The organism is Providencia sp. CIM-Carb-044 (assembly GCF_033901115.1).
In the GTDB taxonomy this organism is placed as follows: Bacteria; Pseudomonadota; Gammaproteobacteria; order Enterobacterales; family Enterobacteriaceae; genus Providencia; species Providencia hangzhouensis.
In genome coordinates, this window is the sequence record NZ_JAXADV010000009.1 from 103,389 (window position 1) to 123,209 (window position 19,821).

The window sequence follows — 19,821 nt, forward strand, 5'->3', positions numbered from 1 at the left end:
GGTAAAAGAGAATCGTGACTATGGCTGAATCAGACTTGGCTTTATATCGCCAACTTCCTGCTATTGATAAATTATTGCAGCTCGATGAAGTGCAAATATTGGTTGAACAATCAGGGGCTCACTGGGTCACTGCATGTTTACGTGAGATGCAAGAGCAAGCTCGAGCCAGTATTGCTCAGGCAGGGAAATTACCTGCTTGGCAGGAAGATTGGGTAAAAGAGTTAGCACAACGCCATCAAGCTTTAGGGCAAAGCGCCCTAAAAAACGTGTTTAACTTGACGGGTACGGTGCTACATACCAATTTAGGCCGTGCGGTCATGTCAACCACGGCGGTGAATGCAGTTAGCCAAGTGATGAGTTCGCCTGTCACATTAGAATATTCTCTAGATGGTGCGATGCGTGGGCATCGTGACCGTGCGATTGCTGACTTGCTGTGTGAGCTCACTGGCGCCGAAGATGCCTGTATTGTTAATAATAATGCTGCCGCAGTTTTATTATTGCTAGCAACGGTTGCAAATGGCCAGCAAGTTATTGTTTCTCGTGGTGAATTGGTTGAGATTGGTGGGGCTTTCCGTGTGCCAGATGTGATGGCGCAGGCAGGCTGCCAATTAGTTGAAGTGGGTACAACGAATCGGACTCACTTACGTGACTATGAGAATGCGATTAATGATCAAACTGCACTATTAATGAAAGTGCATACCAGCAATTACAGTATTGAAGGATTTACTGCAGAAGTTGAAGGTGAAGAGCTTGCAGAGCTAGGTAGAAAGTACCAATTACCAACGGCAATTGATTTAGGCAGTGGTTCGATGATTGATATGACGGCTTATGGGCTACCCGCAGAGCCTATGCCACAAAGTTACCTTTCTCAAGGTATTGATTTAGTTTCGATTTCTGGAGATAAACTTCTTGGTGGTCCACAAGCAGGGATTATCTTAGGGAAGAAAAAATGGATTGATGCAATTCAAAAACATCCATTAAAACGTGCTTTACGGGTTGATAAAATGGTTCTAGCTGCACTTGAAGCAACGCTAAAACTGTATTTAACTCCCGAAAAACTCACAACAGAGTTACCCACATTGCGTTGGCTAACACGAGATCCTGAAACTATTCGTGATAGCGCAGAAAGCATAGTTGTTGCTCTACAAGCCTTTTATGGGGACAAATTTATTGTTGAAGTTGAGCCTTGTCTCTCACAAATAGGGAGCGGTTCACTTCCTGTCGACCGTCTTCCTAGCTTTGCGGTAACATTCACACCGCTAAATGGAAAAGGTAGTACATTAGAGCAACTCGCTACGCAGTGGCGCCAGCTACCTCAACCAGTGATTGGGCGCATGAAAGACGGTAAATTGTGGCTTGACCTTCGCTGTCTTGATGATGAACACGCGTTATTACAGGTTTTACTTTCATGATTTTTGCGACAGCAGGCCATGTTGACCATGGTAAAACTTCTTTAATTCAAGCCATTACTGGCGTAAATACCGCACACCTCCCTGAGGAGAAAAAACGCGGAATGACCATTGACCTAGGGTATGCCTACTGGCCACAGCCAGATGGGAGCTCTATTGGTTTTATCGACGTTCCAGGACATGAAAAATTCTTAGCCAATATGTTGGCTGGGATTGGTGGTATAAACCATGCGCTTTTGGTAGTAGCTTGTGATGATGGAGTGATGGCGCAAACCCTTGAACACCTTTCGATTTTAAGGCTAGCGGGTTGTGAAAATATCAGTGTTATACTGACGAAGGCTGACCGAGTCGATCATTCGCGAATTGAACAGGTTACGGAGCAAGTCACCTCCGAGCTGGCTAAACAAGGTTGGCCAGATGCAAAACTATTCATTACGTCTATTGAAGATGGGCGCGGTATTGATGCGCTGCGTTTATATCTGCAACAACTTCATCAGCAAAGTGGTTCACATCCCAATATCCAACGTCGTTTTCGTTTAGCCATTGACCGCGTTTTTTTGGTTAAAGGTGCAGGGGTAGTGGTGACTGGCACTGCATTAGCGGGAAAAATTCAAGTTGGTGAGTCACTATGGGTGACAGGAGCGGATAAGCAAGTTCGCGTCAGAGGTATTCATCGGCAAAACCAAATATCTGAATTCGCTGTTGCAGGTGATCGCGTGGCCTTAAACTTGGTGGGCGATATTGATAAAGAAAATATTACCCGAGGGGATTGGTTACTTGCAGAGCAACCTGCGTTTATTGCAACACGGGTTATTGTTGAATTGGAATGCGATGCATTAATTAAGCACTGGCAACCTGTGCATCTTTACCATGGTGCAAGCCACATCACTGGGCGAGTGTCATTATTAGTGGAGCAAGGGGAAACCCCCGTGCTTGCTGAGTTAATTTTAGATACCCCATTATGGTTAGTCGAGAATGACCGGTTAATTATCCGTGATATTAGCGCTCGCCAAACGTTAGGTGGGGCTCGAGTGATACGTTTGGTTTCCCCACGGCGAGGTAAAAGGCTTCCGGAGTTTTTGGATTGGTTATCTAAGCTTTGCCGAGAACAAGATGAACTGGCTCACTTTAAGCTACAGCTTCCTCAAGGTGAACTTAATTTACGGGATTACAGTTGGGCGCGGCAACTCACCCATGATGTGTTAGATAATTTATTGGCTCAAATGGATGTGGAGCGTGTTGGCAACCATGTTTTATCCACATTTAAAGCGCAAATAGCGAAAGAACGTATCGTTCAAACCCTTGAAGAATTCAATGAAATACACAGTGACCAAATCGGTGTAGGCAAAGCACGTTTAAAACGTATGGCTCTGCCTTCAATGAGCGAGGCATTAGCATTTAAATTCATTGATGATCTCATTGGTGAAAATGTTATTAAGCAAACTCGCGGTTGGTTGCATATGCCCCAACATGGGCTGGTGTTTGATGCCCAACAGCAATTGATTTGGCAGCAAATACACCCATTATTTTCACGTAATGAAGCGTGGTGGGTACGTGATTTAGCATTAGAAAGTGGCTATGAAGAAGATACGATGCGTCGCGTTCTAAAAAAGGCGGCGCAAATGGGATTAATTACGGCGATAGTTCGTGACCGCTATTATAGCCATGAGCAAATTAATTATTTTGCGTCACTTATTCACCGTTATTGCATGGAAAATGAAGTCATTTTTGCGGCTGATTTCCGTAACGAATTAGGGATTGGTCGGAAACTTGCGATTCAAATTCTTGAGTTTTTTGATAAAAGCGGTTTTACTCGTCGTAAAGGCGATGGTCACCATTTACGAGATAAAGGCATTTTCGTTGAATAAATTGAGTGTTTTAATCCGTTATAGTAGTGCCTCATAGCAACCTCCAATATTAAACTTGTGGTAAAACTGATGAAGAAAAAGTTATTTGCAGGCTTTTATCTGGCATTGATCTTTATTGGCTCCCTTTTCTTAGTCTTTGAAAAAGGTAGCGTAATTTATCCTGCTCTCATATCGGTCAGTGTATATGCCGTTTTATTCGGTATTTTAATGGTGCTAACAGCTCGCTGGTTATTTTCCGCTATTATTACCAGCACATTATTTATCATCATAAAATTCCTGAATCAGTTAAAAGTTCATTATTACAAAGAACAACTCTTCTTTAGTGATATCAATATTATGACAGACACATCCAATATGGGGACCTTGGGTCATTATTGGTTAGCAGGTGTCGCACTGGTTGGGTTGCTTATATTATTAGTCATTAATGGGGTTATTAGCTGGCGATTGCTCAAGCCGAGTAAATCAAAAATGACTCGTGTTATTGGTGTTGTTCTTATTGTTGCGGGTTACTTTGGTATTAACTTCACAAGCTCACATTATTATGACAGATGGTCTCAGACGTTGCCAAAAGGCCGAGGGACAGTGACCAATATTATTATGTCGGCACAAAATGCGAGTTATCAATCCCCTGAATTTGCAGGCTCAGCTGATTATTTTATGGAAAAAGCAGCAGCAATATCCCTAGAAAATAATGCAGTCTCAGAAAAACCAGACATCGTTTTATTACTGCAAGAGTCTACTGTTGACCCACATATTTATGACTTACCTGAAGGAACTAAGCTTCCTGATTTATTTATGTTCCAGCAAGATAGTGGCGTAAGTGCGCATAGTCAGATGCGGGTACAAACTTTTGGGGGAGGAACTTGGTTATCTGAATTCTCAGCGCTAACTGGCTTAAATAGTGATGATTTTGGTGCGCAAAAAAGCGGTGTCTTTTATTTTATCGTTGACCACCTTAAAAATAGCTTATTCAAAGAAATGAAGGCCAACGGTTATTATACTGTGGTACTTACCCCCTTTAATAAAGGTGCATACCATTCAGGGCATGCATATGAAACGCTTGGGGTTGATAGAATTATTCAACCACAAGAACTTGGCTATCCAGGAAAACTGCAAGATAACTTATGGACAATCAGCACCGATGATATGCTGAAATATGTAAAAGAAATCTTAGCGAAAGAAACAGATAAACCCGTATTTATTTTCTCTCTTACAATGTATGAGCATGGTCCTTACAAAGAGAGCCATAGTGATGACTACGGTATAAAAGACAAAATTAAAAACTCAGATGCTGCAGGTGAATTTAGCCATTATATGGACAAAATCGTAACCTCAGATGCATCAATACGTGATTTCGCAGAATTCATTGAAAAACGTAAGCGTCCGTTGATGTTTTTATATTTTGGTGACCATCAACCAGGAATTAGCTTAAATCAGTATAATTCTTCATTTTCATCACCCGCTTACCTAACACAATTTACTTTGCGGGATAACTTGAAATCAGGAACTGCAATAACAACGGGCCAGTTAACAGATATTTCCTTCTTAGGCGGAATCTTATTAGAAAGGGCAAATTTAAACATTTCCCCATTTTATGAAGCCAACATCAAAATGCGTCACTTATGTGATGGCAAACTCAATGATTGTGAAGACCAAAAGTTACTTGATAGCTATCGCAACTATGTTTATGGAACTTTAGAAGCAGCTAATGCCAATAAAGGTGATATGTAAGAGTATGTTATTATCAGCCGTAGATATTTACGGCTGATACCCTCTTTTTTGTTATTTCCTGCCTAAAATATTAATATTTTCTTAAAATTTATTATTTTTTTACGCTTTTTTGTTTTAATAACAAAACCATTCGTTATTTTTTTTGTCTTAATTTTAGTTAATTTTTCTGTGAAATTAGGTGCTCATTTCGAGCTTTAGAATGGTTTAACGCTAGAAGACAATGAATATGAAATATTTGGTCACGGGAAGTGCGGGTTTTATTGGTTTCACGCTTTGCCAACGTTTATTAGAGAGTGGGCATGAAGTTGTCGGGATTGATAACTTAAATGCGTATTACGATCAAGGGCTTAAACAATCCCGTTTACATTTATTGGAGCAGTTTCCGTTATTTCGTTTTATTCATCTTGATATCACAGACCGTGAGACTGTCCGTGTATTGTGTACACAAGAACAATTTGACCGAGTCATTCACTTAGCGGCACAAGCGGGTGTTCGTTACTCGTTGGAAAACCCATTTGCTTACGCAGATAGTAATTTAACTGGCCACCTCGCCATTTTAGAAGGTTGTCGCCAAGCAAAAGTGAAGCATTTAGTCTATGCCTCTTCAAGTTCGGTGTACGGCGTAACCGATAAGACGCCATTTACTACTGACATGGCAACCGATCACCCGATTTCACTCTATGCGGCAACAAAGAAAGCCAATGAATTAATGGCGCACTCCTATTCACATTTATACCAGCTACCGACCACAGGGCTGCGGTTCTTTACGGTTTATGGCCCTTGGGGGCGCCCAGATATGGCTTTATTTAAGTTTACGAAAGCTATTTTGGCGGGCGAGCCTATCGATGTCTATAATAACGGCAATCTCAGTCGTGATTTCACTTTTGTTGATGATATTGTCGAAGGTGTGATCCGTATTTCAGATATAATTCCACAAGCGAACCCGAATAATCATTCGGCATCACCTGCAGAAAGCAGCGCGCCATATCGAATCTATAATATTGGTAATGGGCAGCCTGTTAAGTTGATTGAATTTATTTCTGCACTGGAAAAGGCACTGGGTAAAGAAGCGATTAAAAACTTTTTACCTATGCAAGCGGGTGATGTGTACACCACTTGGGCGGATACGGAAGACTTGTTTAATGTGACAGGTTATCGCCCACAAGTTTCTATTGAGCAGGGTGTTCAGGCATTTGTGGATTGGTACCGTTCTTATTACCACCAATAATATCAATAAGCTGTAACATCTTTAGCAGGATTTGAGAGGCAAGTTTGAAAATAGCAATCGCAGGAACCGGCTACGTCGGCCTATCTAACGCCATGTTGCTGTCACAAAACCACGAAGTGGTTGCGGTGGACATCATCCCTGAAAAAGTGGCGATGTTAAACAACCATCAATCACCGATTGTTGATGCAGAAATTGAACAGTTTTTAACGGAAAAGACCCTCAATTTCCGTGCCACAGAAGATAAAACTGAAGCTTACACTGGTGCACAATACGTCATTGTAGCAACGCCAACCGACTATGACCCAAAAACCAATTACTTCAATACAAGATCGGTTGAGTCTGTTATTCATGATGTGAATGAAATTAACCCAGAAGCGACGATTATCGTGAAATCCACTATTCCTGTAGGCTTTACCGCGCGCTTACGTGAAGAGTTTGGTTATACCAACGTGATTTTCTCTCCTGAATTTTTACGTGAAGGCCGTGCCTTGTGGGATAACTTACATCCTTCCCGTATTGTGGTGGGAGAGCGTTCAGAGCGTGCGAAAATTTTTGCTGATTTGTTGCTGGAAGGCGCAATTAAGAAAGATGTGCCCGTGTTATTTACCGATGGAACCGAAGCCGAAGCCATTAAACTGTTTGCCAACACTTATTTAGCGATGCGTGTGGCGTACTTTAATGAGCTCGATACCTACGCAGAAAGTCGCGGTTTAAATGCACGCCAAATTATTGAGGGAGTCTCTTTAGACCCACGTATTGGTAGCCATTATAACAACCCATCATTCGGTTACGGCGGTTATTGTTTACCGAAAGATACCAAGCAGTTGTTAGCTAACTACGATGATGTGCCAAATAACCTGATTAACGCCATTGTGGAATCAAACCGCACCCGCAAAGACTTTATTTCCGATGCGATTATCGCTAAAGCACCATGCAAAGTCGGTGTTTATCGCTTAGTCATGAAAGCGGGCTCTGATAATTTCCGTGCCTCTGCGGTACAAGGTGTGATGAAGCGCATCAAGGCCAAGGGCATCGAAGTGGTGGTGTATGAGCCGGTTTTAAAAGAAGAAGAGTTTTTCCGTTCGAAGGTTATCCGTGATCTCGACACTTTCAAAGCAGAAAGCGACATTATTCTAGCCAACCGTATGGTGCCTGAGCTGGAAGATGTGGCAGAGAAAGTCTATACCCGAGATTTATTTGGTAACGATTAAAACGCGTTTATGGGGTAGGTTGGTATCGTGCTAACCTATCTCTGTATATTAAGACCTAATAACCCTATCTATTTTGTGCCATAGTGCACAAGTTACCTATTTTTAAACGCTACTCTGCAACAATCGCTAAGAAATGTTGTTTGCCATTTGCTAGCATCCGTCAATTGATTAAAAATTGGCTATTTTGTTATGCAGAAAATAATAAAAAAACAAAGAGACGGTTTTATCACCTTTCAAAAAGAAGGTGAGATAGATTTTTGGCAAATTGTTAATGATTATATTGATGGCAAGATCGCGGGTAAGAATTTAAGTAGCGGAAATATTGAGAGAAGTGTTGCTCGTATTCATGTAAATGGACAAAGTTATATTATTAAATGCGAAAAAGAACGCGATAAGCGTATTGAAAAACGGCTGATGCGTATTATTTCTGGCCCTTTTTATTCACGTTTATTGAAACGTTTAGTGACTGCACAAAATAACGGTTGTACCGTAACGAATGATATTTACTTTGTCGCAGAAAAAATGGTGGGTCGTGAGTCAGTAGAAACATGGATTATTGCGGAGTATGTGGAAGGAACTGTTTTATCTGAAGTTGATGATATCAAGCCTTATTATGCAGAGATGAAAGCCATTATCAACCAATTGCATTGGTATGGTTTATCTTCTAATGATATCCATGCAGGGAACTTTGTTATAACCAAGGAAGGACTTAAGGTTATTGATTTATCAGATTATGGTAATTTTGCTATTTGCAAAGCAAATGATTTAATTGCATTACAGCGTTTTTACGGTATCGAACCCGATAGCAAAAATTTTGTTTATCGCTTTATTCGTTTTAGAGATAACTTTCGTCATTGGTCAAGAAAGATAAGAGGGAAGAAAACTCGGCTCTAGTTCGCTATGCCAAGTTTTCATTACCACAAAACTACCGAAAAAAACAAAGTTATCGATCACAACAAAACTATTGATAAAGCGCATCTAAAAATTCAGGGATAAAACTGCCCGTCCCATGGCAACGCTGGGTTGCGGTTTCTCCAGCTTGTTTCATGATAGCGCAAGCAGCGGCAACATTTTGTAGCCTATCACCAGGTAGAGCGCAACATGCAGCAACCACCGCGGAAAGAGCGCATCCCGTACCGACCACACGAGTCATTAAAATATGGCCGCCAGTAACCGCAAAGGTGCGTATTCCATCGGTGATGTAATCCACTTCCCCGCTTATCGCAACAATTGTCTTAGCTTGTCTCGCTAATAATTGTGCTGCGGGAAGAGCGTCATCAGTGGTGTTAAGGGAATCAACGCCTCTGCCGCCAGCACTGTTTCCTACCAATGCCATAATTTCAGAGGCATTACCGCGAATAGCGGCAGGCTTGAGAGTCAGCAATTCATGGCAAAAATGGGTGCGAAAGCTAAGCGCACCTGCGGCAACAGGGTCAAGTACCCAAGGTTTTTTCGCTTGATTCGCACTGTTAACCGCACATTTCATTGCATGTCGGCGCTCAGTGGTTAATGTGCCTACATTAATCAGCAAGCCATGTGCGATAGCGGCAAACTGCTCCGCTTCTTCGGGTTCAATGACCATGGCGGGAGAGCAGCCGAGCGCTAACAGGACATTGGCAGTGAAGGTCTGAACAACATCGTTTGTCATGCAATGAATAAGTGGGGATTGAGAAGTAAGCTGTTGTAGTACCAATGATTTTGTCGTGTTGCTGATGTGTTCAAATTCTAACATGATCCCCTCATTAATAGTGATAGAGCATAGGTTCGTTGATTTATTCTACACTCTATCTGTTTTAATGAAAGAACCACTTAATCAGCAAGGTATTTCTCCATGACCATTCCACCAGCGCCTTGAGCAACAATTTCGTATGAATCATTGGCGGGGTAAATACGTGTCTTAATATGAGGAAAAATAGAGAGTTTTTCTTCAATAGACTTTTTGGTCATCTCAAAAAAGTGATTTTTAGGTGTTAGGGTTCCGCCGCACACCACCACATCTGCTTGAGTCGTTAAAATCGCATTAGCGATAGCAATACCATAATAATAGGCTGCCTCGCCAAGTGCTTCGAGACACAGGGCATCGTCCAATGTGAGAGCTTGGAAAATAGTATGGTAGCTAATTTCAGACTCATTATTAACTAATTCATTGATTATTGAGCTTTTACCCAACCTGAGTTGCTGGATCACCCGTGACTTAATCGCAGACAGTGAACTATATTGCTTTAAACAGCCAAATGACCCGCATTCGCAGCGTTGACCATTAATATCAATTGTCGTATGACCAAAGGCTTGAGCGGTGCTAATGGGTGCTGGAGCGTATTGATTGTTGATGATGGTACAGCTGCGAATATCGGTATCACAGGTTGTAAATAAAAACCTTTGGCTATCAGAGGTATAGCGTAAACGATACTCTGCAAAAGCCGCAAAACTAATCCCACTTCCGAGTAATACGAAGCAAGGGACTTTACTGGATATATAGTCGTGAAGTTCTTTTATTCGTGAGTTATATTGATGATATGGCAGTTTATCGCGTTCTAATATATGGTCGATGGCGATGCCTATACCCAACAAACTTTTTACGTTAATTCCATGTTCAGCTAATAAAATATCTAATTTATTGAGCAGATGATCCACCATATTTTCTGCGGTTTCTAGGTGCTCATATTTGACCTTTACCATCCCTAAAATATCCAACTTTAGGTTCTGTAAAACTATCGTCGAATATATATCACTCATTTCAATGCCAACTAGGTAGCCATCAGCAGCATTGATATTATAGAGGATAGGTTTGCGGCCACCGGTCGACTCTCCGAGCTCAGAAGTCGAAATTAAGTGATTTCTCCCCAGTTCGTCGAGTAACCGAGCACAAGTTGCTGGTTTCATGCTAGCCAGTGATGTCAACGTCTCTGCCCTAATGGGACCATGGTTTAAAATTAACCGGTAAAGCGTTTTGAGTTTTTGTGTTTTTGAATTTTTTGAGGTGCGAAATTCATTTAATAGTGTATGTAACAAGCGCCTCACTCCTTTTCATTCCGACTCTTGCGCTAAAGATTAGCAAATATACGCATAAGATTCTGCTTCATGTGACACATCATATCTAAATTCTTTTTCTTAAAATGAGATTAAGATCGCTGTTCTGTTTCTAAATTGCTTTATGATCGATTTTAACAATTTTTAGTCGATGTCAATTTGGAGACAACTATGCATCATACAAAAGATATTCTAGAAAGCTTAAGCTTTATTCAGTCTCGCACAGATATTAAACCAACAGTGGGCATTATTCTGGGTTCAGGATTAGGCCCGTTTGCGGACACATTAGAAAATGCAGTACATATTCCTTATAGCGAAATTCCACATTTTGCCAAATCTGAAGCCGTAGGGCATGCCAATGAATTGGTGATTGGCACCATCGCAGGTAAAAATGTGGTTGCGATGAAAGGCCGTTTCCACTACTACGAAGGCTTTACCCTCGACCAAGTCACTTTCCCTGTGCGTTTGATGAAAGCATTGGGAGTCGAAAAATTGATTATTACCAACGCCTGCGGTGCAGTAAATACCGATTTCAACCCAGGTGACCTGATGATTATTACCGATCATATTAATTTAACTGCAAATAACCCATTGATGGGGCCAAATAACCCTGAATTAGGGGTGCGTTTCTTGGATGTTAGTGAGGTGTATAACAAAGAATTACGCCAAACAATCAAGGATGTAGCGGCCGAACAAGGTGTTTCTGTTCGTGAAGGTGTTTATGCATGGTGGACTGGTCCAACTTATGAAACACCTGCCGAAATTCGCATGATCAGAACCTTAGGCGCTGATGCTGTTGGTATGTCTACTGTACCAGAAGCTCTGGTCGCTCATCATTCACAAATTAAGACAGTGGGCATCTCCTGTTTAACTAATATGGCTTGCGGTATTTTAGAACAACCTCTTAGCCATGACGAAGTTATTGAAACTGCAGAGAAAGTTAAAGCCACCTTCTTGAAATTGGTGACGGGTGTGATCGCTCGCTTCTAGTTTTTAGGTTCTTTTTCTCAAAACAATATAAAGATGTTCATAACGCTAAATAAGGTGAATATTGAAATGAAATTTAAAGGTCTAATTTTAGTTTCTTTAGGCGCTTGCAGTTATGGCATTCTTTCAACACTCGTCGTGTTGGCCTACCGCGCAGGATATTCCTTGAATGATGTCATCGGTAGCCAAACGGTATTAGGTGCGATTTTACTGTGGTTTTTTGTTGCCGCAGGCGCATTAATTAAAAAAGCACGTCTAGTATGGCCAACACGACAACAAGGCCTATTAATGTTACTCACTGGGACGACAACAGGGCTAACCGGACTCTTATATTATGCATCATTGCAATATTTGTCTCCGGCGCTTGGTGTCGTCTTATTTTTGCAATTTACATGGATGGGGGTTGCCATTAATGCGGTTGTCAGCCGTCAAGCTCCTCCCATAATGACCATGGTGTCGGTTGTGGTGATATTAATTGGGACAGTATTAGCGACAGGTTTGTTAAATAGTTCAGGGATCGTATTTCACTGGCTTGGTGTGCTATTAGGACTATGTGCGGCATTATCGAATGCTATTCGTGTTTATGTCAGTGGTGCATTAGCGGTTAAAACAGATCCTATGATGCGTTCTGCAATTATGGTAACAGGGGGCGCAATTTTGACATCGATTATCGTTCCGCCAACATTCTTATTGAGCGCATCAACGTTTCATTCTCTATTTTTCTCTTATGGTTTACCCCTAGCTTTCTTTGGTTCTTTCTTTGGTATGTGGATGTTTGCCAAAGGTACTCCACTGATAGGTACCAGTTTAGCGACCATTGTTAGCTCAATGCAGTTGCCCGTCACGATTTTATTATCTGTGACTGTATTGCAGTTACCTCTTGAGTTCATTCAGTTTATTGGCGTTGCTGTCATCCTTATGGGTGTCGCCATTGCTGAGTTGAAAATAAAAACAAATAAATATAACTCCAAACGGAGCCTTGTATGAATATTAAATCCCGCTTGAAAATCATGCTTTTCCTGCAATATTTTGTTTGGGGAAGTTGGTTAGTTACACTCGGCTCCTACATGATGAAAACATTGAGTTTTTCAGGTGCAGAAGTCGGTATGGTGTATAGCTCAAAGGGTATTGCTGCCATTCTAATGCCCGGGCTTATCGGAATCATTGCAGATAAATATATTCCAGCAAATCGTTTATATATGATTTGTCATTTGATTGGGGCTGCCGCATTGTTTTATGCCGCAACAGTCACGAGTTCAACAGTGATGTTCTGGGTGATGTTAATTAATGCAATGGCCTTTATGCCAACGATAGCTCTTTCAAATAGCATCAGTTATTCATCATTAAGCCAATATCAGCTCGATTCAGTGAGTAACTTCCCACCTATTCGTGTATTTGGTACGGTAGGTTTTATTGTTGCTATGTGGAGTATTAGCTTATTGAAATTTGAGCTAAGTAGTATGCAGCTTTATATTGCAGGTGGCTGTTCATTACTTTTAGCGCTTTATTCATTAACCTTGCCAAAAATTGATGTTAATAAAAAAGCGATTTCAAGTAGCTGGATCAGTAAGCTAGGTTTAGATGCTCTGGTGTTATTTAAAAAACCTATTATGGCGGTATTTTTCTTATTCGCTATGTTACTTGGTGCGGTTTTACAAATTACCAATACGTTTGGTAATCCATTCTTGCATGACTTCGGTCTGAATCCGTTATACCAAGATAGTTTGGTGGTTCAGTATCCATCGATATTATTATCGATCTCTCAGATGGCAGAAGTGTGCTTTATCTTAGCAATTCCATTTTTCTTGAAACGCTATGGCATTAAAACTGTCATGCTATTAAGCATGTTTGCGTGGACATTACGCTTTGGATTCTTTGCCTTTGGTGACCCATCAGCAATTGGCTTGATGTTCTTAATAATGTCGATGATCGTATATGGCTGTGCATTCGACTTCTTCAATATTTCAGGCTCTATTTTTATTGAAAGAGAAGTGGATACGCGTATGCGCGCGAGTGCTCAGGGCTTATTTATGACGATGGTTAATGGTGTTGGTGCCTATTTTGGTGCGATATTAAGTGGATTGGTTGTCGACTATTACACGGTGGATGGTATTAAAGATTGGCAAATGATCTGGTTAGTTTTTGCTTCTTATACTGTTGTATTAGCAATAATCTTCCAATTTACCTTCCATTATCATCACGATAAAGACGCCGCACTGAAAGAGGCTAAGTCTAGCTAAGATAAGTTGTTAGAAATAACATTTAATCTAAGGGAAAACCATCAATTTGGTTTTCTCTTTTTTTGTTGGTTTTAACACTAAACATAATTACGCTTGCCGCGCAATATATGCTCAGTTAGCGTTTCTTCCGCAAGGGTAAATTCTTTTGCTTTGAGTTGTTCAACTAATTGCTGATGTTGGCGTGTAGACTCATGATAATATTCATTGCGATAAATAGGGTCAGGTTGGAAATAGACTCGCTGGCGAATATTATCCGCTAAATCTAAGAAAACCGAGTTATCCAGTAATTCCAAGAAGAAACGGTGGAAGCGTTCATCTTCTTTTATCCAACCTTGATAGTCATTTTTCTTCAATAATTCATCTTGCCGCTCAATAATCGTCTTTAAGATAGAAAAATGTTCATCAGTTAAATATTCACGAACTAATTTAATTGCATGGGACTCAATTGCTAAGCGTAAATCATAATTATCTCTGGTTTCTTTTAACGATAGTTTCTGAATAAAAACACCTTTACGAGGGATAATTTTGACTAAGCCTTCATTTTGTAATTGATATAAGGCTTCGCGAATTGGAGTACGACTCATACCGAGTTCCTCAACTAAGCTATTTTCAGAGGTGTAGCTTTCCTCTCCAAATTGCTTACTGAGAATTTTATGCTTAATTGCAGTATAGGCCTGTTGGCTTAGTGGTTTATCTTTCATCAGGATCTTGTGTTAACAATAGAAATTTTAGTGAGTATAGAAAGGAATAGATTGGTATACAAGTAATACACTAGTTTTATATTATTTAGGATGCTGTTAAATTTTGGTGGGTAATTGAACTTAACTTGTTGAATAAACCGGCATCCTTGCCAGTTCTAGACTAATACAGCTCAGGGCGTCGGTTTTGCATACAAGGTAATTTTTCTCGTGTCTCTGCGGTATGCTGTGTTGATATTTCAGCAAAAAATAGTGTTTCATCGTAGCCAGCAGATGCGATAGTTACTCCAAGTGCATCACAAACAAGGCTGCGACCAATAAAAATATTACCCGTTTGGTCGCATGCGCAGACAGGGATTGTGTTCTCTAAAGAGCGTGCTTTAACTAATGTTTGGTAATGCTCTTCTTTTAGTGGCCCGCTTACCCATGCTGTGGGAACGAGTATAAGGTCAGCGCCAGCTAAGGTTAGTTTTCGAGCAACTTCTGGGAAACGCAGTTCATAACAGACTAAAACGCCAATTTTGCCAAATTCAGTTTCCACAGGTTTTAATTCATTATTACTTTGAATGATATTAAGGGATTCCTGATATGAAAAGGCATCGTACAGGTGTGTTTTTTGGTAGTGATAGATAAGCTCACCTTGGCGGTTCAACATAATTGTCGTGTTGAATGCTCTTTTCGGCTCATTCGGGGCACTTTCATAAATGCCACAGGTTACATAAATACCGTATTGTTGAGCGGCTTTTGCCAACTGAGAGACAAAAGGGCCATCAACAGCCTCTGCGACATCGGCATAGCTAATACCACTATCCGCTGGAACAAAAGCCATAAACATTTCCGGTAATAGGACGAGGTCGGCACCACCTTGAGCGGCTTTTTGTATAGCTTCGCATGCTTTTTTTAAATTTAGAGCTTTATCTGAGCTACTGGCTAGCTGAGCAATTGCAATCTTCATAGAGCCTCCTTATTCAAAAAATTTCGCAGCACCTGAAATTGCCGCTAATGTTTCACCGGCATCAATACGCTTTTTAACATCAATTTCAGCATGTTGGGCATTAAGGGCTCGTTGGCGATACTCTTGCAGAGTAACTTCATCTGCGACTAAAATGCCATCGCCATCTGCGATGATTAAGTTACCAGGATGGATCGTTACGCCATCTATGCTAATCGGCACATTAATTGCGCCTTCAATACCTAAAATTCGAGTTGTTAACGGACTCACTTTACGTGCATAAATAGGAACGCCAATCTCACGTAATGCTTTGATATCCGTGACACAACCATCAATGACAGCACCAGCAATTTTCTTTGCCCGTGCCATATAAGAAACCATTTCCCCCCAACAAGCACGATCATAATCCCCTGACATATCGATACAGACAACATCGCCTTCTTGCACAATGTCGAAAACCTTGTGTACGGCAGATGAGTCCATATGTGGAATACGAACAGTTACAGCATTACCAATAAATTGGCATTGTTCAATTTGTGGGCGTAATGTTTTGAGAAAACCGAAGTCAGTCATGTGTCCAATAGTTGACGGGCAAACATCACGGCAACTTTCGATAATTTCCGAGCTAAAACAAGCAACACGAGGATTTAATGTAAACATAGGGACACCTTTATTTATTGTATTGAACATAATGTATATGGGTGAAAATTAATCAGGATTAACTGCAGCAGCTAATGGTTTATCTGGCTGAATGAAAAACCAGCAAACAATCGCTAAACTGATAGGTATCACATTGAAAAGTAAAGCGACGGTCCAGCCGAAATGCTGTGCAAGCCAGCCACATAGAATGGGGGAAATAACACCACCGAGATTGCCCCATAAATTCATCCATCCACTGACAGAGCCTGCATATTGGCGGCCCTTATCTGCTGCAATTGCCCAAGAGGTCACAACTGGTAATCCTAGAGAACCGAGTGCAAGAGTTAGCCATGCAACACTCGCAATGGCACTTTCAGTTTGAGCAGCGCCGCAAATACCCACAATAAAGAGAATAAAACCGGTAATGGCGATATATCCCCTAGCGACTAACTGTGAGTACCCTTTGTTGAGTAACCAATCAGAAATTGAACCTGCAGTGAGTACCGCGATACAAATTGCTAGCCAAGGAAAACTGGCGGCAACGCCCATTTGGGTTAATGAGAAACCACGAGCCTCTTGTAAATAGGTGGGGAGCCAAATCATAAACAAGGTGGTCATATAGGCGACAAAAAAATATTGGAAACCAACAGCCCAGAACGGACGTTCTTTCATAAATTTGCGCCAAGGGGCTTTAACATCAGCACCTCCTTGCTCACTAATTGTTCGGCCTCCTTGGATAAATGCAATTTCACTTTGAGAAATTTTTGGATGTTGTTCAGGCTTATTTCTGGCAAAGAAATACCAAATCATACCGATAAGAATACCAATCACACCGAAGATATAGAAAACGGCATGCCACCCGAACGAAATCATAATAAATACGGTAAGGGTGGGGGCAATCACAGGCCCAAAATAGGAACCGGCAAGTAAGAAGCTAGCGGCTCGTGCCTTTTCATTTTGGCGAAACCACCATGTATTAAAGACGGCATTCGCAGGGTAGAGCGGCGCTTCTCCAACACCAAATAGGAAGCGTACGATACATAGCCAAATATAGGTAGGGGCAACGACCGTTAATATTGTGAATGCGGACCAAACGTAAAGGCTAATGGTTGCGATAAGCCTGCTACCAAACCGTTCTGCAAGTATTCCGCTTGGAATTTGGGCAAGTGCATAGCCAAGCGAAAATAACGCACCCAAAAAGCCAAATTGAACTTTGCTCATTCCTAAATCGGTCATCATATGTTCGGCAACAATGGAAATATTGGCGCGATCCATATATGCAATCAAACCGATAATAAAAAATATTGCTGCTAATCCCCAACGTAAACGCCCTGGTGAGTCTTTTGTTGCTGGTGTTACAACAGAATCATTATGTGACATAGAGTTACCTTTTTATTGGTTTGTCGAGGTAATCAACCTTATTGTATTTATATTGAATTCAACTTGTATACAAGATGGATGTTAATAAGCCGTTATTGTGGTGTCAAAGATCTGTTTTGTTATCTGTGATTGAACTCAAAACATTTGATTGATTTATGAGCGAGATCTTATTTTTTGAAAAAACAGGAAGAAAATAATATTTATGATTAAAAATCAAATGATTATGTATTTCTATGGAAATTGATTTAATCGTTTCTATTCATTATTTGGAAAGAAATAATGAATATCGTGGTAATAGTCTATTTTTCCCGAATACTTCTTGGGTAAAAATTTTTTAATATCTTCGAAGGGTTGTTGTGGAATATAGGTTCAAAACACCTATTTTGAGTTAATTTGAGAATCTTTTCAAAGAAAAAAGCCAAACGATAAATAAGGTCACTTCATCGGTTGGCTTTTTTATAGATTAAAATCGTAACAGAGTGATTATTCGATGTTCTGAATCTGCTCATTGAGTAGCGGCCTAGACCCTAACAAACTCAATGAGTTATCGAAAAGAAACCGTTCAAAAATGCCTGTTTGCCCACCAAACTGCCCACCACTTGCCTCTGGCTTTTACTAAATCTTAGTGGTTAGCAATGGAAAAACAGGGCCGTTTTTATGCTGCTGTTAGGGTCTAAAAATAGCAGTTTTGAAAGGCTTTATCGAGTAATTTTTTCAACACTCTACGCACTGATGGATATTATAGTATCCAAGTTCTGTTTTATTTCGCTATAATGGATATAACTGTAACCACTTGGTCTTTGCGGATGAATTTTACCTTACTTGATGATACCGATGTAAGCCAAGCTTATGCGGCTTATTTACGTGAGTTACGCAAGCAGGCAAAGCTGTCACGAGCGGCGCTTGCTGAGCGAAGCTGTGTACCTGCGGCCACCATTAAGAAATTTGAGCTGACCGGGCAAATTTCATTTCGCCAATTGCTGTTGCTATGGCAGACCCTCGACTCGCTTGGGCGTTTGTACGAGCTCACGCAACCTAGCAAAGAACGCGCTGCTATACCCACGAGTATTGATGAGGTGTTAAAAGATGAGTTTTAAACCCATTCAAAAACTCGCCGTAACTCGTACGTTAAGCTCAGGTGAGCAGGTTGCTGTAGGGGTCTTGGCGCAGAATCGGCAAGGCGTTTTTTTTCAGTATGCAGACAGCTATTTGCAGCAGTTTGGCAACTTATCTCCTTTTACTCTGCATGCGAACGCGCAAGTTCAAGTCGCACCTAAGCAGCCACACCAAGGTGTACATGGCGTATTTGGAGATTGTTTGCCCGATGGCTGGGGCATGCTGTTACAAGATCGTATTTTCCGGCAACAGGGCATCCTGCCTAATCAATTAACGGCGATGGATAGACTGGCCTTTGTCGGTGATAAAGGCATGGGAGCATTGTTTTTTTCACCGGTGTCTGAGTTTTCAGCCACCACGCACGTGGATATTGATTTAGCGACGTTAGGCTTAGAAGCACAAACGTTGTTCGATTCTTCGATGTCAGAATATATGGTTGATAATCACGATGAGTTAGATGGGCATACACAACAGGTATTGGCCGCATTAGTCGCCGGAGGTAGTTCGGGTGGGGCAAGACCTAAGGCACAAATTTATATGCCTGCTGGGGAAACTCAGCATTGTCGAACCTTCGCTCAGCCTGGAGATGAGGCTTGGCTGGTGAAGTTTACCTCTAAAAATCTCGCACTTGGCCATGAAGAAGGTTTGTGTGAGGCGGTTTATTTACAAATGGCAGAACTTGCTAAGTGTCAACCACCGCTATGGCAACTCATTGAAGCACCACCTACCAGCGGTGCGCCTGCCTGGTTAGCGCTTAAGCGTTTTGATTATGTCACTGAACAGGCCGACTTAGGCAGAAAGCGCAGTGCAGGTCGATTGCATATGCACAGCGCTTGCGGGCTACTGGATGCAGACTTTCGAACGCCAAGTTTAGATTACATTGATTTAATTAAAGCCAGCCGTCAGTTGTGTAAATCCCCCGCTGCTGGGCAGCTGCAATTTCGCCGCGCCATTTTTAATCTGCTGTCGTCTAATCAAGACGACCACAGTAAAAACTGGGCGTTTATGCAAGCGGATGACGGTCAATGGAATCCTGCACCTTTTTACGATGTGACTTACAGCCCACATCCATTCAACGAACACGCCACTGCGTTCGGAGGTTATGGTAAAGCGCCACCGCTTAAGGTGATGCAAAAACTAGCGACCAGCGCTGGCTATGGGAGTTGGCATGATGCAAGGCAAGTCATTGAAGAAGTCGCAGAAGCTATCAGCCAATTTACTCATCTTGCACGGCAGCAAGGTATCAGTAAAACAACAGTGTCTGCGATTGCTAAAACATTGGATCAGCGCAAACAGGAAAATGCAGCGCTTTTTCTACAACAATAAGAAGGG

At 41.4% G+C, this 19,821-nt stretch carries 17 protein-coding genes; 11 read left to right on the top strand and 6 right to left on the bottom strand.

Annotated elements, in window-relative coordinates; all coding sequences use genetic code 11:
* Nucleotides 1–20 precede the first annotated feature (20 nt).
* The 6 genes from selA to SJ312_RS16735 all read left to right on the top strand — a co-directional run bounded on the left by selA (nt 21) and on the right by SJ312_RS16735 (nt 8,341).
* Nucleotides 21–1,412, top strand: a complete 1,392-nt coding sequence (gene selA, locus SJ312_RS16710) for an L-seryl-tRNA(Sec) selenium transferase (RefSeq protein WP_153674007.1) — start codon at nt 21–23, stop codon at nt 1,410–1,412.
* Nucleotides 1,409–3,277: a selenocysteine-specific translation elongation factor gene (gene selB, locus SJ312_RS16715; RefSeq protein WP_094961964.1), complete on the top strand. Its 1,869-nt coding sequence runs from the start codon at nt 1,409–1,411 to the stop codon at nt 3,275–3,277. The genes selA and selB overlap by 4 nt, the downstream gene beginning before the upstream one ends.
* A gap of 69 nt (nt 3,278–3,346) precedes the next feature.
* Nucleotides 3,347–5,008: an LTA synthase family protein gene (locus tag SJ312_RS16720; RefSeq protein WP_110592776.1), complete on the top strand. Its 1,662-nt coding sequence runs from the start codon at nt 3,347–3,349 to the stop codon at nt 5,006–5,008.
* Between the two features lie 226 nt (nt 5,009–5,234).
* On the top strand, nt 5,235–6,236 hold the full coding sequence (locus SJ312_RS16725) for an NAD-dependent epimerase (RefSeq protein WP_036959200.1): 1,002 nt from the start codon (nt 5,235–5,237) through the stop codon (nt 6,234–6,236).
* Between the two features lie 44 nt (nt 6,237–6,280).
* Nucleotides 6,281–7,447, top strand: a complete 1,167-nt coding sequence (locus SJ312_RS16730; RefSeq protein WP_096863641.1) for a nucleotide sugar dehydrogenase — start codon at nt 6,281–6,283, stop codon at nt 7,445–7,447.
* 189 nt (nt 7,448–7,636) lie between these two features.
* Nucleotides 7,637–8,341 carry a lipopolysaccharide core heptose(II) kinase RfaY gene (locus SJ312_RS16735; protein WP_136135266.1) on the top strand — a complete coding sequence of 235 codons (705 nt, stop codon included), beginning with the start codon at nt 7,637–7,639 and terminating at the stop codon, nt 8,339–8,341.
* Nucleotides 8,342–8,408: 67 nt separating this feature from the next.
* Here SJ312_RS16735 and thiM read toward each other — a convergent pair whose 3' ends face one another.
* Nucleotides 8,409–9,179, bottom strand: a complete 771-nt coding sequence (thiM, locus tag SJ312_RS16740) for a hydroxyethylthiazole kinase (RefSeq protein ID WP_153674010.1) — start codon at nt 9,177–9,179, stop codon at nt 8,409–8,411.
* A 77-nt stretch (nt 9,180–9,256) separates the two neighbouring features.
* Nucleotides 9,257–10,459: an ROK family protein gene (locus tag SJ312_RS16745; protein ID WP_228677294.1), complete on the bottom strand. Its 1,203-nt coding sequence runs from the start codon at nt 10,457–10,459 to the stop codon at nt 9,257–9,259.
* Between the two features lie 189 nt (nt 10,460–10,648).
* Between SJ312_RS16745 and SJ312_RS16750 the strand changes: the two genes are divergently transcribed.
* The 3 genes from SJ312_RS16750 (at nt 10,649) to SJ312_RS16760 (ending at nt 13,704) form a co-directional block, all read left to right on the top strand.
* A complete protein-coding gene (locus tag SJ312_RS16750; protein ID WP_094962905.1) occupies nt 10,649–11,467 on the top strand; it encodes a purine-nucleoside phosphorylase in 819 nt (272 codons plus the stop codon).
* 66 nt (nt 11,468–11,533) lie between these two features.
* A complete protein-coding gene (locus SJ312_RS16755) occupies nt 11,534–12,451 on the top strand; it encodes a DMT family transporter (RefSeq protein WP_110592778.1) in 918 nt (305 codons plus the stop codon).
* Nucleotides 12,448–13,704 (top strand): nucleoside permease, encoded by a 1,257-nt coding sequence (locus SJ312_RS16760; RefSeq protein ID WP_094962907.1) that lies wholly within the window; start codon nt 12,448–12,450, stop codon nt 13,702–13,704. Before SJ312_RS16755 ends, SJ312_RS16760 begins: the two co-directional genes overlap by 4 nt.
* Before the next feature lie 77 nt (nt 13,705–13,781).
* Here the strand turns inward: SJ312_RS16760 and SJ312_RS16765 are convergent, their stop codons facing one another.
* The 4 genes from SJ312_RS16765 to SJ312_RS16780 form a co-directional block, all read right to left on the bottom strand.
* Nucleotides 13,782–14,405 (bottom strand): GntR family transcriptional regulator, encoded by a 624-nt coding sequence (locus tag SJ312_RS16765; RefSeq protein ID WP_004906170.1) that lies wholly within the window; start codon nt 14,403–14,405, stop codon nt 13,782–13,784.
* Nucleotides 14,406–14,565: 160 nt separating this feature from the next.
* The gene (locus SJ312_RS16770) at nt 14,566–15,357 is read right to left on the bottom strand and encodes a carbon-nitrogen hydrolase family protein (RefSeq protein ID WP_319868102.1); all 792 of its coding nucleotides are present in this window, start codon (nt 15,355–15,357) and stop codon (nt 14,566–14,568) included.
* Nucleotides 15,358–15,366: 9 nt separating this feature from the next.
* Nucleotides 15,367–16,014 carry an RraA family protein gene (locus SJ312_RS16775; RefSeq protein ID WP_094962910.1) on the bottom strand — a complete coding sequence of 216 codons (648 nt, stop codon included), beginning with the start codon at nt 16,012–16,014 and terminating at the stop codon, nt 15,367–15,369.
* A 48-nt stretch (nt 16,015–16,062) separates the two neighbouring features.
* Entirely contained in the window at nt 16,063–17,373 is a 1,311-nt protein-coding gene (locus SJ312_RS16780; RefSeq protein WP_110592780.1) for an MFS transporter, read from the bottom strand.
* 806 nt (nt 17,374–18,179) lie between these two features.
* Between SJ312_RS16780 and SJ312_RS16785 the strand changes: the two genes are divergently transcribed.
* Together SJ312_RS16785 and SJ312_RS16790 are read left to right on the top strand one after the other, a co-directional pair.
* A complete protein-coding gene (locus SJ312_RS16785) occupies nt 18,180–18,470 on the top strand; it encodes a helix-turn-helix domain-containing protein (protein WP_202941511.1) in 291 nt (96 codons plus the stop codon).
* Nucleotides 18,460–19,815, top strand: a complete 1,356-nt coding sequence (locus SJ312_RS16790) for a type II toxin-antitoxin system HipA family toxin (RefSeq protein WP_248447344.1) — start codon at nt 18,460–18,462, stop codon at nt 19,813–19,815. The genes SJ312_RS16785 and SJ312_RS16790 overlap by 11 nt, the downstream gene beginning before the upstream one ends.
* The last annotated feature ends 6 nt before the right edge of the window (nt 19,816–19,821 follow it).